We start from the raw sequence: 13,322 nt of genomic DNA, 5'->3' as shown, positions 1-13,322 counted from the left end.
CAAGCATGTTTCGGATTTTTGGACGCGAGAGATGTCGTCCGTCCGATTACCGGCTCGAGTCGGCTGGCTGGATCAGTCGGGAATTCCGAGAGCAGGTATCTCGAGTTTGCCCGGCGTTCTGCTCGAAGTACTGGCAGTGGAGGCGCGGTCGAAACCGCTCTCGGTCGAGTTACCCTGTGGCACGGGACGTTTGACTGTTTCAAACGGAACGAGCCGGCATTGCCACGGACTGTCGCTTGTCAGAACGAGCGAATACGGTCGATCGAGAGAAACCTTTTAGTCGCCGTCTTCGGTACTCGATCCCATGGAGTTCGCAATTATCGGCTGCGGAACGATCGCGCAGATCATGCACATCCCGAACGTCCTCGAGGTGCCGGACGCGGAACTCGCGGCGCTGTGTGACCCCGCCGCAAACGTCACTGACGAGTTGGGGGAGCGGTACAACGTGGCGCCCGGGCGACGGTACAGCGACCCCGACCGACTGATCGACGAGTCCGCGGACGACCTCGACGCGGTCATCGTCACGACGCCGATGCAGACGCACGCCGACGTCGTCGAACGGACGCTTACGGCCGGATTGCACACCCTCGTCGAGAAGCCGCTGGCGGTCACGCCGGCCGACGCCGATCGACTGGCCGATATCGCAGCACAGAGCGACGCGACGGCCATGGTCGCGTACAACCGCCGGTTCGAGTTAGCCTACGAGCGACTGACCGACGAACTCGACGATGTCGAGCACATCGACAGCGTCACGGCCTACGCCGTTGACGCGGACTTCTCGAAATCGCTCCCCGATATCTACGATCTGGTCGAACCGGAGCTCGACGCGGCGTTCCTCGAGCGAAGTACCGACCGGCGCCGCGAGCAGTGCAAGCAGGCCATCGGTACCGACGACGATGACCTCGCCGCGGCGTACGACTTCCAGCTCGAGCACGTCTGCCACGACATCAACGCGCTCCGCGGGTTGTTCGGCGATATCGCCGCCGTCGATCACGTCGACTTCGTTCGAGACGGCTTCTTCGGTATTGCGCACCTCGTGTTTGAGAGCGGCGAACGGTGTCTCCTCCAGACGGGGGATTCCGAACGCCACTGGCACGAACAGTTCGTCCGGATCGACGCGCCGGATCGCACCCTCCGCCTCGAGTTCGATCACCCCTTCGTCAAGTACAACTCGGCAACGCTCTCCGTCCGACAGGGCGCCGAGGAAACGGTCGACTGCCAATACAGTCCGACGCGCGAAGAGAGCTTCAAGCGAGAGCTCGAACGGTTCATGGCGTGCGTTCGCGGCGAGCGAGACGTCCCCACTCCCGTGAGCGAGGCGCGCGACGACGTCGAGCTTATCGCGTCGCTGTTCACGCAGTCGCTCGAGTAACGTCGTTTCGCAAAAGAACGGAGAACCGGCGCGTCAGTCTTCGCTCATGGACGGTGTCGCCTGCTGTGACACCGTTTCGGCGTAGCGCTGGCGGACCTCCTCGTTGCCGGACGACAGGTGGTTCGTATCCTTTCCGACGATGAGGAAGTCGAAATCCTGTTCGACGCGCATTTCGATGTCGCCGGGATCGACGACGAACGTTCCGACCGGGACGTCGGCGTCCTCGCCGGCGGTGACGACGCGTTCGATCGCATCGTCGAACCGATCGTTCTCCCACTCGCCGAAGATGCCGAGATTCGCGGACAGATCTGCCGGGCCGACGAACACGGCGTCGATGCCGTCGACCGCGGCGATCTCTCGAGCGTTATCGAGGCCGGTCTGGGTCTCGATCTGGACGACGGTGGCGATCGACTCGTTGGCGTTTTCGACGTACTCCTGGAAGTCGTCGCCGTACGCCGACGCGCGGCCCGACGCGACTCCGCGAATCCCGTTCGGCGGATAGGTGACCGCATCGACGACCTCGCGGGCTTCGTCGGCCGTTTCGATCATCGGGACCATTATTCCGGCGACGCCGATATCGAGGACGCGTTTGATCCGGACGGGATCGTTCGACGGGACCCGGACGAGCGTTTCCGTCTCTCCGTCGGCGCCGTCGACGGCGCGTGACATGTTTTCGACCGTTTCCAGCGTTAACGGCGTGTGTTCGGTGTCGACGAGGACGAAGTCGAACCCTTCAGTTGCCGTTACTTCTGCGACGGTGGGGTGGCCGATCGAGAGCCACGCACCGGCGATATCCGTTTCCGTGTGGAATTTTTGCTTGAGGTTCTTCATAGTGTATCCCTGGCGTCTCGCTCTCCGGAACGGCCAATCGGTACGTGCATCCGTTGACGGGGTCCGAGAGCGCGTGCTTGATCAGCGTGCTCCAGTGTTGGTGAATCTCACATAAATACTTAACCCTGTACTGGGTCGATTCGCTCGAGCGCAGTTGATTTCGGGACTCACTCCGGCGATTGTCGCAATCACCGATACGCCGCTCCTGTTTCGCGTCCGTCCGCACGCCGATTGAGAGCTCGGCTCGAGTCGACATTGCCGTCGTGGTCTCTTCACCCGCCGAACGACGCCAGTGTTCGCCCGGCCAACGGCGGTGAAAGACGATATTTTCAGCCACACATATTCTCGAACTCTCATTAACCGCATGATTTATATCTGGGTACGAATAACACTGTTCACATGCCAACTAGTGGCAGGGCAACGAATCGGAGTGATAGGTCCGAGAATGGCGATTCCGCAGCGATCACGAAGCACAGTTCGCGACGTCGATTTCTGGCCGGCGTCGGCGGTGCGGCGGCCGTAACCGGGCTCGCAGGTTGCGTCGGTGGTGGCGGTAACGATAGCGACGTCAGCATCATCGCCGTCGAGGGCGAAGGCCGACTCGTGGAGAATTTGATCGACGACTACGTCAGGGACGAGACGGATCTCTCCATCGACGTCACGTTATTCCCGTACGCGAACCTCTACGAACGCGTCAGCAGCGTCCTCACGACCGGCGGAACGGGGTACGACGCCATCCTCATGGACGACACGTGGTTCCCGCAGTTCGCGGCGAACCTCGATCCGCTCGAGCAGTGGCTTCCCGACGGGCTGCCCACGGAGCAACTCATCGACACGACGGTCGACATCACCACGTGGCCGACGCCCGGCGCCCCGAAAGTTCCGTCCGCCGAGGATATGGACGAGAAGATCCGCGGGCAGGTCGTCGTGGGGAACACGCAGATGTTCGTCTACAACACCGCCTACTACGAGGAGGTCGGTGAAGAGGAGCCGAAGACGTGGGACGATGTGTTACGCGCCGGGCAGAGCATCGACGAGGAGATCGCGGACACGAACGGGTACGTGATCCGCGGTCAGCGCGGCAACCCGGCGAACACGAACTTCATGAGCATCGGGTGGTCGAACCTCGGAGACATGTTCGACGAGGACTGGCGGTACCAGTGGGACTCCAGCGAGGGCGAGGACGTTGTCAGTTTCTTCGTCGACGATCTGCGATCGATCTCGCCGGACGGCGTCGGATCGTTCAACAGCGATCAGGTGCTGAATCGGATCGGCGAGGGCTCGGCCGCCCAGGGGATGGCGTGGCCGGCCGCGGCGTCGACGCTGCTCGACGACGACACCGCAGAAGCCGACAATCTGGAGTTCATTCCGATCCCGGAAGGCGAGGTACAGCAGGCGCCGATGCAGGGCAACTGGCTGCTCGGTATCAACTCGAACATCTCCGACGACCGGAAGGAAGACGCCGGCACGGTCATCCAGTCCATCATCTCCAAGGAGGCACAGGACCGCTACGTGGAACTCGGCGGCGTCCCCTTCCGCCACGACACCTTCGAGGACAACATGGACGCCGAGCCGTGGTACGAAGCGCTGTACGAGAGCCTGCAAAACGCCAAACCGCGGCCGCGGACGCCCCTCTGGAACGAGATCGACGTGACCCAAGGGGAGTACCTCAACAGCGCACTGACCGGCGACATGAGCCCGGCCGAGGTCGTGAGCGAAACCAAGAACGAGGTCGAGTCGATCCTCGAAAACGCGGGATACTACTAGATGACGCCAACGGGATCAAACAATGGCAACTGAAACAGGGACGGACGTACATTCGACGGCCGACCTCGACGAGCAGCTGGGCGCGGAGAAATCGACCCGGGAGCGCGTGCTCCTGTGGGTCGACGAGCGGCTGAAGTGGCTCATGACCCTTCCGGCCGTGTTCCTCCTGTTCGCGCTGACGTTTTACCCGCTCCTGCGCGCGATCCAGATGTCGACCCAGCAGTTCTTGCCCGGCGGGCGGACGACCTACGTCGGCATCGAGAACTACGTCAATCTGTTAGACAACGGCGCGTTCCTCGAGTCGCTCGTGGTGACTGGCAAGTTCATCGGACTAGCAGTGGGCCTCGAGTTCGCGCTCGGATTCGGGATCGCGCTCGTGTTGAACAAGAAGATCAAAATGCGCGGGCTGTGGCAGACGCTGATCCTGATTCCGATGATCCTCTCGCCGACCGTGATCGGCCTGATCTGGCGGCTCATGTACACGCCCGACGGGCTGTTGGATTTCATGGCCGCGCCGTTTATCGGGCGCAACGTCGGCTGGATCAGCGATCCCGACGTCGCGCTGTACGCCGTCGTCGCGACCGACGTCTGGCAGTGGACGCCGCTGGTCGTGTTGGTGATCTTCGCGGGGCTGCAGTCGGTGCCGGACGACATTCAGGAGGCGGCGATTATGGACGGGGCGCCCCGGTGGCGACGGTTCGTCGACATCGTGTTCCCGTACCTGAAGTCGCTGATCGTGCTCGTGCTGATCATCCGCGTCGTCGACGCGCTGCGCGTCTTCGCGAAGGTGTACATCCTGACCCGCGGCGGCCCGTCGAACGCGACGAACGTGATCAGCATGGAAATGTACCGGACCGCGTTCCGGTTTAGCAACTTCGGCCAGGCCTCGGCGATGGCGATCTCGCTGCTCGTCGTCGTGTTGATCCTGGCGATGAGCTTCGTCAAAATCGCGGACATCGAGTTCTAACCATGGCAACAGAACAACAACCGGACGTTCCGTTCAGGGAACCGTCGCGAATCGAACGACTACAGGAGACCCTCGCAGAGAAGGGCATCAGCAAAGCGGTCATCTACGGAGTGCTCGGGTTCTTCCTGCTCTGGACGCTGTTCCCGGTCTACTGGCTCGTCTCGGGTGCGCTGAAGTCGCGACAGACGCTGCTGTCGTTTCCGCCGGCCTGGATCCCGGCGGAGTTTCAGGTGAGCAACTTCGCCCAGCTGTTTGTCCAGCGCCCGGAGTTCTACCAGTACATCTTCAACAGCATCGTGATCACGGTCGTGACGACCATCATCGCGACGACCATCGGGGCGGCGGCTGCGTACGGGTTCGTCACCTTCGACTTCCCGTACAATCTGGACTTCCACCTGCCGTTTTACATCCTCTCGACGCGGTTCATGCCGCCGATCGTGACGATCATTCCGCTGTTCGTCATCTTCCGGAATCTCCAGCTGGTGAACACGCTGTACGGGCTGATCTGCGTGTACGTGATGTTCAACATCCCCTTCGCCGTCTGGATGATGAAGGGGTTCTTCGAGGAGGTGCCGGCCAGCCTCGTGGAGTCCGCGATGCTGGACGGGCACACCCACATCGGGGCGTTCTTCAAGATCGTCCTGCCGCTGGTCAAGCCCGGCCTGCTCGCGTCGGCGATCTTCACGACGATCATTACCTGGAACGAGCTCCTGTTCGCGATCATCCTGACCCAGGACGTCGCGGCGATGACGCTGCCGGTCGGCCTCTCGTCGTTCGTCACGAAGTACTCGGTCCAGTGGATCAACGTCAGCGTCGCCGGGACGATCGCGCTCATCCCGGTGCTCCTGTTCGCGTTCGTCGCGCGTCAGGAGCTCGTTCGCGGATTCAGCATGGGGGCAGTCGGCAAATGACGCACAGCGCTCGAACCAACGCGGCTCACACGCGGCGACTCACGGAGGAATACAGCAATGGTTAACGTTACGTACGATTCGGTCGAGAAGCGATACGGAAACACGATCGCGGTCGAGGACATCAACCTCACCGTCGATGACGGCGAGTTCGCCATCCTCCTCGGGCCCAGCGGCTGCGGCAAGACGACGACGCTGCGCTGTCTCGCCGGCCTCACCGAACCGACCAGCGGGACGATCAAACTCGGCGACTACGACGTCACCGACGTCCACCCGAAGAATCGGAACGCCGCGATGGTGTTCCAGAACTTCGCGCTCTACCCGCACATGTCCGTCCGGGAGAACATCGGCTACCCGCTCAAAGTCGAAGGGATCGACGGCGACGCCCGCGCCGAGCGCGTTCAGGAGGTCGCGGAGATGCTCGAGATTCCGGAGCTACTCGACCGAGATATCGACAACTTAAGCGGCGGCCAGCAACAGCGCGTCGCGCTCGGACGGGCGATCATCCGTCGGCCCTCGGTCTTCCTGATGGACGAGCCGTTGGCGAACCTGGACGCGAAGCTGAAGCTGAGCATGCGCAGTCGGATCAAGGTGCTCCAGCGCGAGCTCGGCATCACCACGCTGTACGTGACCCACGATCAGGAGGAGGCGATGTCGCTCGGCGACAAGCTCATCGTGATGAACGACGGGCACATCCAGCAGATCGGGACTCCCGACGAGGTGTACCACGAACCGAAGAACAGGTTCGTCGCCGGCTTCATCGGCTCGCCGTCGATGAACTTCGTCGACGTCGAGATCGACGACTCGGGGACGATCCGTTCGATGAACGCCACGGAAGGGTTCGAATACCGGCTGGAGTCGACCGTCGCCGACCGCTACCGGGAGCACGGAGAGCTGACCCTTGGCATCCGACCGCAGTACTTCACCGCCCACACGGAGCCGGTGGATAACGCGATCCGCGGAGAGGTCAAAGTGACGGAGCCGCAAGGCGACGACCAGATCATCGACGTCCTCGTCGGCGACGAGGAGGGAGATCACATCGAACTCACCGTGAAAGCGCCGAGTACCGTCGAAGCCATGCGGAACGAACCGATCTGGCTCACGGTGGACGATCCGCTGGTGCACGGGTTCGATAACCGGACCGGAGAACGGATCGCGGACGGTGACGTCGCGCGAACGAAAGCGACGGAACGACACGCCGAATCCACCTCGGACTGAATAGAGTTCCCCCGTTTCCGGCGTTCGAAGCGACGCGTCGCCGACATCGATATCAGTATCTCGACGGGCGGTTCACAACGATACCGTATGTCAGTAGCGTACCGATCGGAACGAGACCGCGGCTCGATGCACTCCGCGACCGAAATCGATCACCGGTGATCCGACGATGCTGCTGGAACTGAGCGCCGTCCTCGCGCTGCTCGCGTCGGTGTTCTCGGGACTACAGGCCATCTCGGTCGAGTACGGACTGAAAAACGGCACCGATACCGAGCACACGTCGCCGGCGCTCGCCGCGACGGTCGTCACGATCGTCGTCAGCGTCGTCATCTTCTGGGGACTGCTCCTCGTTCGCGGGGCGTCGTTCGACGGCGTGACCGTCGGCCAGCTGGCGCCGTTCGCGATCGCGGGCCTCGGCAACCCGGCCGCGTTTCGATTGCTCTACTTCCGCGGTATCGATCGCGTCGGCACCTCGTCGCGGCCGCCGTCGTCGGCGCGAACCCTGCCGTCGCCGCGCTGTTGGCCGTCCCCGTTCTCGGGGAGTCCTTCACCGTCGCTTCCGGGGTGGGGTTGCTGTGCATCGTCGCCGGCGGCGTCGTGTTACAGATCTCGCGATCGACGAGCGACGAGGGCGACGACCTCCTCGTGGCGGAGTTCGCGCGACTCGAGGCGAGAGACCTGCTCGTTCCGGTCGCCGCGATGCTCACGCTGGGCGCGTCGTTCGTGCTCGTCGCGATCGGGCTGGACGGGTACGCCGATCCGCTGATCGGGACGGCGGTCGGCCAAACGGCGGCGCTCGCCGCGTTCGTCGCGCTCTTCGGCGTCTCATCGGACGTCCGCTCACGCGTCCGAATTCGCGATCGAACCGCGCTCGGCGCGTTTACGCTCGCGGGCGTCTTCGTCGCGGCGAACTGGCTCGCCTGGTTCTCGGCGCTCCAGAGCGGCACGGTCATCACCGTCGTTCCGCTCTCGAACGTCTACCCCCTCGTCATCGTCGGCATCTCCTACGCGATGGTCCGCCAGGTGCCGCGATCGCCGTGGCTCCTCGGCGGCATCACCGTCATCATCGCCGGCGCGACGCTGATGCAATTGGGGTAACCCGTCGATCGCGCCGGGAGACGGCCGGCTCCCGGTTAGGCGTTCCGGACGGCGGCCCAGTAATCGTAGTTCCGCTTGGCGTGGACGAGCGGTCGCTCGGTTCGGTTCTCGATCTCGATCGTGTAGTGACCCTCGTACCCCGCGTCCGAGAGCGTCTCGAAGATCGCCTCGAAGTCGAGAATCCCCTCGCCGAGGTCGGTGAACGACCGGAAGTAGTTGATGACGTTGTCGAGGTGGAAGTCGGCGTCGGAGAGCGCGTCCCGGTTCGCCGCGAAGTCCTTGACCGGATCCACGTCCTTGAGATGGACGTAGCCGATATCGTCGGCGAATCGCTCGAGTCCGTCGGTCACGTCGCCGTCGGGAAAGTTGTCGCCGTAGGGGTAGTAGTGAGCGGTGTCGAACAGGAGCTCGAGCCCGTCGACGGCGTCGAGATAGCGCCGGATCTCGTCCGGCTGCTCGACGCTCGTCGCGCCGTGGTGGTGGACGAGCGGCCGCAGTCCGGCGTCGACGGCCGCCTCGCTGATCCGGGAGAGCCACCGCTCGACGGTGTCGCCGTCGTGGCGAGCCCGCTGTGGTGGGAGTATCCCGACGAACTCCGCCCCGAGATCGGCCGCGACCGGTATGTCGTCGATCACTCGCCGGACCGCGTCCTCGGTTTCGATCCACTCGCTCATCGCGAGGTAGAACTCGAGGTCGTACTCGTCGAGCCACCGGTCGACGGTCTCGGCGTCGTTCGCACGGATCTTCTCGAGGCTGATCTCGACGCCGTCGTACCGACAGGCGGCGATGTCGCCGAGCGCGTCCTCGATCGATTCGGCACCGTACATGATCGTCGTGTACCCGGTTCCCATGCGGTAGCGGATGTCTCCCACGGAAAAATAGCTTCCGACGGTTCACGGGTCGTTCGTGCGGCGTTCGGCCGGAAACGGGTAAACAGCGGACCCGACGGTTGCTATCCGAGCCGCTCGAGACGGAATCGACTCCGTTTGTCTATGGTCGTCCCTGTCGACTACGCGGTCGAACTCAGCGATCGAACGAGACGACCGTCTTTATCGTCTCCGCGGAGTCGGCGAACGCCTCGTCTATCTCGTCCGGTCCGTAGACGCCGGTCACGAGCGCGTCGAGCACCGACTCCGGCGTTTCGGCGAGCCACTCGGCGGCGGCACGGAAGTGAGACCGTCGGGCGTTCACGACCCCGAGGATCGCCTTGTTGGTGACGACCAGATCCGTGTGGAACGCGCCCCCGTCGATTTCGACCGTCGACGACGAGCCCGGAATCCCCTGGAGCGTCACGACGCCGTTCGGAGCGAGCGCGTCCACGGCTTCGACGGCGTGGGCGGGGTGTCCCGTCGTCTCGAAGGCGAAATCGACCGGCTCGTGGACTGCGGGAAACTCGTCGAGCGAGAGCTCCCTCGAGTCGACGTAGGTGCCGCCGACGTTTTCGATGACGTCGATCGTCGGATCCGGTCGGTCTCGCCGGCCGAGACAGTAGGTTCGCTCGAACTCGTCGCCGGTCTCGAGTCGCGTCAGCGCGAGCAGCCCGAGGTTGCCGTTCCCGAGAACGAACGCGCTCGACGGCCGCCAGTCGAATCCGGACCGCGCCGCCTCCGTCTGGTCGAGGGCCTTCTCGACGAGACTCGCCGGTTCAACGAAGAAGCCGTACGCCGCGCGCGATTCGGGGATCGGAACGAGATACCCCGGGCGGGCGGTGAAAAACTCCGACATGTACCCGTGTGCGCCGGTGATCCCGCACTCGTGGAAACTCCCGGGAGGGGCCATGTCGAGTTCGCCGTTGGCCGCGAATCTCGATCCGTCGCCGACGGGGCGTCGCACGAGGGGGGCGACGACGTCGCCTCTCGCGAGGTCAGTTCCGTTCGGCTCTTCGACGACGCCGACCGCCTCGTGGCCGATGACGAGGTGGTCCTCGCCGTCGGGAACGTCGCCGCCGATTTCGCCGGCCGCGATGCGCCTGTCCGAGCCGTCGATCCCGACGGCGACGGTTCGAATCAGAGCCTCACCGTTCTCGGGGGTCGGTTTCGGTTTCTCGATGACACGCAGTTCTGGCTCGTCCGGAAACAGTGCGACGGCGCGCATAGGTACGTATACCTCTTTCCAGCGATCGCATATAGTCGTTCCCCGCCGTTTCTGAACCGAACTCGCTGTGCGCTCGATCTCTCCTCGCGTCGCCGTCTCGCCCCGGCGACTCGAGTCGCATCGCCGTCCGAATTCCGTTTGCGACGGAGTGACGAACGCCGTTTGAGAGGTTCAAATCCGCCTGATTTCAGGTCGCGCTGTCTGTTCCGAACTCGAGTCCGTTTGAGCAGCCGTCTATTACAGACATATGGGTGTAAATAAATTCGATCGGGAGTCACCGGTCCGCTATTCCGTCAGTTCCCCGGAAGCGCCGTCGCACCGCCATTCGATCGAGTAGCTACGGACAGCTCTCACAGAAGGGCTGAAAGCAGCCGTTAAGCGGTTGATTCCGAACGGACGACCGCGAACGACGATGAGACTCGTTCACAGCTCACTGATGCGAAGGGGCGTTTGAGAGAGTCAAATAAGGGTGGTTCAGGAGTACTTCGCGTTGATTTCGATGACGTTCGCGGAGCGGGTGACCATATTCGGGATTTCCTCCTTGAACTGATCGCCCGTCATCCGACTCAAGGGTCGGGAGAGACTGACGGCACCGAGGACTTCGTCCTCGCCGGCCATGACCGGCGCTGCGACGCAGTGTAGTCCCTCGATCTTCTCTTCCTCGTCGAACGCGTACCCGCGCTCGCGGACCGCCTCGAGTTCGTCGAAGAGTTCCTCGCGGTCGGTGATGGTCTGGGGCGTGTACCGCTTCAACCCGTGGCGATCGATGATCTCTTCGACGCGCTCGCGCGGGGTGTGTGCGAGGATCGCCTTTCCGAGCGCGAGGCAGTGGAGGTACTCCCGTTTTCCGATCGACGAGGCGGTCTGGACGGCCCGGTCGCCGCCCGTCTTGTACAGGTACACCGCGCGGCCGTGTTCTTCCGTCGCGAACTGTACCAACTCGCCGGACTCTTCGGCCAGTTCGTCCAGTTCGTCGGTGACGACATCGTAGAACCCCAGCCGGTCTTTCACTCCCTCGCCGAGTTCGAGGTAGCGGAGACTGAGCTGGTACTCGTCCCCGCTCTTGATGACGTGTTCCTTCTCGAGTAGGGTGGCCAGATGGCAGTGGATGGTTCCTTTCGCCCGCCCGAGTTCGTTCGCGATCTCGGTGATCCGCGCGCTGTCGTGCTCGTGAAGGTAGTCGATAATCTCGAGCGTGATCCCCACCGCCTGAATCGTTCTCGATTTCGTCGTCTTTGCCATACGCCCGATGAACACTCGATACCACTAAATTGTTTGTGTGTGACAAACGCGAACGCTGTTTGACCCATTCAAACGCGGTCTCGAGTGTCGCCGAGAGTTGGAAGCGCCCCGAATCCCCGCTCGACGGGGGCGGTCAGGGGCGTCTCGCGCGAGGGAATCGGTTCGAGCGTAACGTATTTGTGTGCGTACCACAACCACTCACTCGCATGTCCGAGCAAAGAGAGCGAGCCGTTTCACCAGCCGTTCGTGACCACGTCGACAACTACGTCGGCGGCGAGTGGACCACGCCCGCAAGCGAGACGTCCCAGCCCGTCGTCGATCCCGCGACGGGGGACGAACTCGCGACGGTCGAGTTCTCGACCGTCGAGACCGTCGACGACGCAGTACAGACCGCAAACGAGGCCTTCGAAGAGTGGCGACAGACACCCGTCGCCGAGCGCGTCCAGTACCTCTTCGACCTGAAGACCGAACTCGAGGACCGAATCGACGAGATCGCGACCGCGCTCTCCCGCGAGCACGGGAAGACCGTCGCAGAGGCGCGCGGAGAGATCAAGCGCGGCATCGAGAACGTCGAAGTGGCCTGCGGAATGCCCAACATGATGCGCGAGGGCAGCGGCAACGTTGAGGACGTCGCGTCCGGGATGGACGAACACGCCGTCCGGCAGCCCCTTGGCGTCTTCACTGCCATCACGCCGTTTAACTTCCCGGCGATGATCCCGCTGTGGTTCCTGCCGTACGCGGTCGCGTCCGGGAACACGTTCATTCTCAAGCCCAGCGAGAAGGTCCCGCTGAGCTCCCAGCTCATCTTCGAGGCCGTCGACGCGGTCGACTTTCCCGACGGCGTCGTCAACCTCGTCAACGGTGGGGCCGAGACCGTCAACACGCTGCTCGAGCACGATGACATCGAGGGCGTCTCGTTCGTCGGCAGTTCGCCCGTCGCCAAGCACGTCTACGAGACCGCCGCCGAACACGGCAAGCGCGTGCAGGCCCAGGGCGGGGCGAAGAACTACGCCGTCGTCAGCGAGAACGCGGAAGTCGAGGAATCGGTTCCGAACATCATCGGCTCTGTCTACGGCAACGCCGGTCAGCGCTGTCTCGCCAACGACGTCGTCGTCGGCGTCGGCGACGTCTACGACAACCTCCGCGAGCAGCTGGTCGACGCCGCGGAGAACCTCACCGTCGGCGCCGGCGTCGACGAGGAGACCGAAGTCGGCCCCCTGATCACCGACGACTCGCGCGAGCGCGTGCTCGGCCTGATCGAGAACGCGCTCGAGGAAGGCGCCGAACTCGTCCTCGACGGCCGGGACTTCGAACATCCCGAACTGGACGGTAACTTCCTCGGCCCGACGCTCCTCGAGGGCGTCACGACCGACATGGAGATCGCCCAAGAGGAGATCTTCGGGCCGGTGCTCTGTCTCGCCGAGGCCGAGGACTTAGACGAGGCCATCGAGATGGTCAACTCGACGAAGTACGGCAACGCCTCCTCGCTCTACACCGAGTCCGGCAGCGAGGCCCGCCAGTACCGGTACGAGGTCGACGCGGGGAACATCGGGATCAACGTCGGCGTCTGCGCCCCGATGGGCTTCTTCCACTTCGGCGGCCGGAAGGCGTCGTTCTTTGGCGACCTCCACGCTCAGGGCGAGGACGCGGTCAACTTCTACACCGAGAAGACCATCCAGATCGAACGCTGGTACAGCTAACGCCGATCGAGACCGCGTCTCCGTCCCGTTCCCGCGCTCGCTGAGGGTCCTTCCCGCGTTATTTCGATCGAGGCGACGCCGGTTCCACCCGTTTTATTCGTCTCAGTCATCCGCCAGTCCGACGCCCG

General features: G+C 63.4%; 12 protein-coding genes. 7 read left to right on the top strand and 5 right to left on the bottom strand.

What is annotated here, in order from left to right; translation table 11 throughout:
- Positions 1-304: 304 nt before the first annotated feature.
- On the top strand, positions 305-1,372 hold the full coding sequence (locus tag HTUR_RS21530) for a Gfo/Idh/MocA family oxidoreductase (RefSeq protein WP_012945456.1): 1,068 nt from the start codon (positions 305-307) through the stop codon (positions 1,370-1,372).
- A gap of 33 nt (positions 1,373-1,405) precedes the next feature.
- Here HTUR_RS21530 and HTUR_RS21525 read toward each other — a convergent pair whose 3' ends face one another.
- Positions 1,406-2,203, bottom strand: a complete 798-nt coding sequence (locus tag HTUR_RS21525; RefSeq protein WP_012945455.1) for an HpcH/HpaI aldolase family protein — start codon at positions 2,201-2,203, stop codon at positions 1,406-1,408.
- 603 nt (positions 2,204-2,806) lie between these two features.
- Here HTUR_RS21525 and HTUR_RS21520 point away from each other — a divergent pair.
- The 4 genes from HTUR_RS21520 to HTUR_RS21505 are packed head-to-tail and all read left to right on the top strand — an operon-like array spanning position 2,807 to position 7,063.
- On the top strand, positions 2,807-3,970 hold the full coding sequence (locus tag HTUR_RS21520) for an extracellular solute-binding protein (RefSeq protein ID WP_226377528.1): 1,164 nt from the start codon (positions 2,807-2,809) through the stop codon (positions 3,968-3,970).
- A 22-nt stretch (positions 3,971-3,992) separates the two neighbouring features.
- Positions 3,993-4,937 (top strand): carbohydrate ABC transporter permease, encoded by a 945-nt coding sequence (locus tag HTUR_RS21515; RefSeq protein ID WP_012945453.1) that lies wholly within the window; start codon positions 3,993-3,995, stop codon positions 4,935-4,937.
- A 2-nt stretch (positions 4,938-4,939) separates the two neighbouring features.
- Complete coding sequence (locus tag HTUR_RS21510; protein ID WP_012945452.1) at positions 4,940-5,848, top strand: carbohydrate ABC transporter permease; 909 nt, start codon at positions 4,940-4,942, stop codon at positions 5,846-5,848.
- Between the two features lie 57 nt (positions 5,849-5,905).
- Positions 5,906-7,063, top strand: a complete 1,158-nt coding sequence (locus tag HTUR_RS21505) for an ABC transporter ATP-binding protein (RefSeq protein ID WP_012945451.1) — start codon at positions 5,906-5,908, stop codon at positions 7,061-7,063.
- 90 nt (positions 7,064-7,153) lie between these two features.
- Here the strand turns inward: HTUR_RS21505 and HTUR_RS27625 are convergent, their stop codons facing one another.
- Positions 7,154-7,390: a hypothetical protein gene (locus HTUR_RS27625; RefSeq protein ID WP_012945450.1), complete on the bottom strand. Its 237-nt coding sequence runs from the start codon at positions 7,388-7,390 to the stop codon at positions 7,154-7,156.
- A 189-nt stretch (positions 7,391-7,579) separates the two neighbouring features.
- Here HTUR_RS27625 and HTUR_RS21495 point away from each other — a divergent pair, with 189 nt between their 5' ends.
- The gene (locus tag HTUR_RS21495) at positions 7,580-8,158 is read left to right on the top strand and encodes an EamA family transporter (RefSeq protein ID WP_187291499.1); all 579 of its coding nucleotides are present in this window, start codon (positions 7,580-7,582) and stop codon (positions 8,156-8,158) included.
- Positions 8,159-8,193: 35 nt separating this feature from the next.
- Here HTUR_RS21495 and HTUR_RS21490 read toward each other — a convergent pair whose 3' ends face one another.
- The 3 genes from HTUR_RS21490 to HTUR_RS21480 all read right to left on the bottom strand — a co-directional run bounded on the left by HTUR_RS21490 (position 8,194) and on the right by HTUR_RS21480 (position 11,494).
- Positions 8,194-9,009: a sugar phosphate isomerase/epimerase family protein gene (locus HTUR_RS21490; RefSeq protein ID WP_012945449.1), complete on the bottom strand. Its 816-nt coding sequence runs from the start codon at positions 9,007-9,009 to the stop codon at positions 8,194-8,196.
- Positions 9,010-9,181: 172 nt separating this feature from the next.
- The gene (locus HTUR_RS21485) at positions 9,182-10,252 is read right to left on the bottom strand and encodes a glucose 1-dehydrogenase (RefSeq protein ID WP_012945448.1); all 1,071 of its coding nucleotides are present in this window, start codon (positions 10,250-10,252) and stop codon (positions 9,182-9,184) included.
- 474 nt (positions 10,253-10,726) lie between these two features.
- Positions 10,727-11,494: an IclR family transcriptional regulator gene (locus tag HTUR_RS21480; RefSeq protein ID WP_012945447.1), complete on the bottom strand. Its 768-nt coding sequence runs from the start codon at positions 11,492-11,494 to the stop codon at positions 10,727-10,729.
- 206 nt (positions 11,495-11,700) lie between these two features.
- Between HTUR_RS21480 and HTUR_RS21475 the strand changes: the two genes are divergently transcribed.
- A complete protein-coding gene (locus HTUR_RS21475) occupies positions 11,701-13,194 on the top strand; it encodes a CoA-acylating methylmalonate-semialdehyde dehydrogenase (RefSeq protein ID WP_012945446.1) in 1,494 nt (497 codons plus the stop codon).
- Positions 13,195-13,322: the final 128 nt, after the last annotated feature.

The sequence above is a fragment of the Haloterrigena turkmenica DSM 5511 genome, from assembly GCF_000025325.1.
In the GTDB taxonomy this organism is placed as follows: domain Archaea; phylum Halobacteriota; class Halobacteria; order Halobacteriales; family Natrialbaceae; genus Haloterrigena; species Haloterrigena turkmenica.
Note: the sequence above shows the minus strand (reverse complement) of the source record. Positions and strands in the feature narration are given on the sequence as shown.

Excerpts from the sequence above, each read along its gene's own strand:
- HTUR_RS21530 (WP_012945456.1), top strand. The coding sequence starts at position 305 with ATGGAGTTCGCAATTATCGGCTGCGGAACGATCGCGCAGATCATGCAC.
- HTUR_RS21525 (WP_012945455.1), bottom strand. The coding sequence starts at position 2,203 with ATGAAGAACCTCAAGCAAAAATTCCACACGGAAACGGATATCGCCGGT.
- HTUR_RS21515 (WP_012945453.1), top strand. The coding sequence starts at position 3,993 with ATGGCAACTGAAACAGGGACGGACGTACATTCGACGGCCGACCTCGAC.
- HTUR_RS21510 (WP_012945452.1), top strand. The coding sequence starts at position 4,940 with ATGGCAACAGAACAACAACCGGACGTTCCGTTCAGGGAACCGTCGCGA.
- HTUR_RS21505 (WP_012945451.1), top strand. The coding sequence starts at position 5,906 with ATGGTTAACGTTACGTACGATTCGGTCGAGAAGCGATACGGAAACACG.
- HTUR_RS27625 (WP_012945450.1), bottom strand. The coding sequence starts at position 7,390 with ATGACGACGCTGACGACGATCGTGACGACCGTCGCGGCGAGCGCCGGC.
- HTUR_RS21490 (WP_012945449.1), bottom strand. The coding sequence starts at position 9,009 with ATGGGAACCGGGTACACGACGATCATGTACGGTGCCGAATCGATCGAG.
- HTUR_RS21485 (WP_012945448.1), bottom strand. The coding sequence starts at position 10,252 with ATGCGCGCCGTCGCACTGTTTCCGGACGAGCCAGAACTGCGTGTCATC.
- HTUR_RS21480 (WP_012945447.1), bottom strand. The coding sequence starts at position 11,494 with ATGGCAAAGACGACGAAATCGAGAACGATTCAGGCGGTGGGGATCACG.
- HTUR_RS21475 (WP_012945446.1), top strand. The coding sequence starts at position 11,701 with ATGTCCGAGCAAAGAGAGCGAGCCGTTTCACCAGCCGTTCGTGACCAC.